This window comes from Nostoc sp. (genome assembly GCF_036917775.1).
Lineage (GTDB): Bacteria > Cyanobacteriota > Cyanobacteriia > Cyanobacteriales > Nostocaceae > Nostoc.
In genome coordinates this window covers 1-1,388 of the sequence record NZ_JBALEQ010000090.1, presented here as the reverse complement: position 1 = coordinate 1,388, position 1,388 = coordinate 1, and the positions used below count along the sequence as shown (strand labels likewise).

Genomic DNA, 1,388 nt, shown 5'->3' with positions numbered 1-1,388 from the left:
AGTTGGGTTTTAACTTCACTGTTGCCCAAGTAGCATGACCCGAAGCAAAGAAATATCCTCGCATCGTCTCGCGTGATGGGTGAAAAAGTCCATTATCTAAGCTATTTGACAGAAAATTAAATTCCCAACTCTCTTGCTTATTTTCACCATTTGCATAACTATAAGTATTAGTATGGACGATTTTAGTCTTTTCTAGATTGCTTTTAAAACTTCTCAGACTTTGAAATGATTCTTTGACATCACCAACTGGTGTATATCGCGTCCAAATTCCATGCCAATTTAGCAAATGGTTAGTACAATAATTCCAATTTCGTTCTTTTGCATCCATAATATTTGTATCCAAAATATATTTAAAATCTCCCTTTTAAAAATAGTATTATGATCTATACCAAATCACCAATGGCAAAGAAATATTGGTAGAAACTGCTTGGCGTTGGGAGTGAGAACAAGTGCTGCAATATGCGAGTAGTTGAAAGCGTAGGCGTAGCCCGTCGCAGACATCGCTATTCATTCCAATCAATCAACACCGATTTTCAAATACGTTTTAGCCCTCAGTCCCGAATGGCACTAAGATAAGCGCAAACCCATGATTTAATTGGCTTTTGAGTGTGGGGAGAGGGGGGAGTGTGGGAAGTGTGGGGAGAAAGAAAAAAATTGAATAACTGCATATCAACAAATGCTGCATTGCCTCCCCATCCTCCTACACCTCCTCTCCCCACACTTCCCACACCCTGCCAGCAAGGAAGTTTCAGCTTTTCTTAGTGCCATTCCCCTCAGTCCCTAACAACAACTTTAAATGCCTGGGAAGAGGTGTCCAAAAGCACAAACTTCAAAGACGGCTAAAAAAATGGTGTTGCTAGATTCGGATGATAGATGATGATACCATCCTAGAAGCAGAGGTGGAAGCCGCAATCTTTCTTCAAGAGAGCAGCTAAATTTCTTTGCCTAACTTACTTAGAGCGATTGTCCAAGGTTTTTCAGATCATGGAAAACCATAAGGAGAAATCTAAATGAACTACGACATCAAAGACAAAACCATTTTGGTTACGGGCGCAAATCGCGGCATCGGCAAGGCGATAGTTGAGTCGTTTATTGAACACGGAGCCACCAAAGTCTATGCGGCTGTTCGTCAGCTCAACAGTGTCTCCTCATTGGTTGAGCAATATGGCTTACAGGTAGTACCAATTCAGCTTGATTTAGGTGATCCCCAATCTATTGTTGCTGCTGCTAAAACTGCCCAAGATGTGCAAATAGTCGTCAATAATGCAGGAGTTTTTCAAGCCGGAACTCCCCTAGCGCTCTTTTATTACTCTCGTGAGAGTATAATTAATTACTAAGAGTTTAACTTAGCAAGGGTATTTAATTGGGTTCAAGAACGGCTACCTCCA

Annotated in this window: 2 protein-coding genes; one reads left to right on the top strand and one right to left on the bottom strand. The window is 41.1% G+C overall.

All coding sequences use genetic code 11. The features are described 5' to 3' along the window. A partial coding sequence (locus tag V7K69_RS17465) for a DUF3598 family protein (RefSeq protein ID WP_335036496.1) occupies positions 1-328 on the bottom strand: 328 nt, incomplete at its 3' end. A gap of 682 nt (positions 329-1,010) precedes the next feature. Between V7K69_RS17465 and V7K69_RS17460 the strand changes: the two genes are divergently transcribed. Then, entirely contained in the window at positions 1,011-1,337 is a 327-nt protein-coding gene (locus V7K69_RS17460) for an SDR family NAD(P)-dependent oxidoreductase (protein ID WP_335036494.1), read from the top strand. Positions 1,338-1,388: the final 51 nt, after the last annotated feature.

Excerpts from the sequence above, each read along its gene's own strand:
- V7K69_RS17460 (WP_335036494.1), top strand. The coding sequence starts at position 1,011 with ATGAACTACGACATCAAAGACAAAACCATTTTGGTTACGGGCGCAAAT.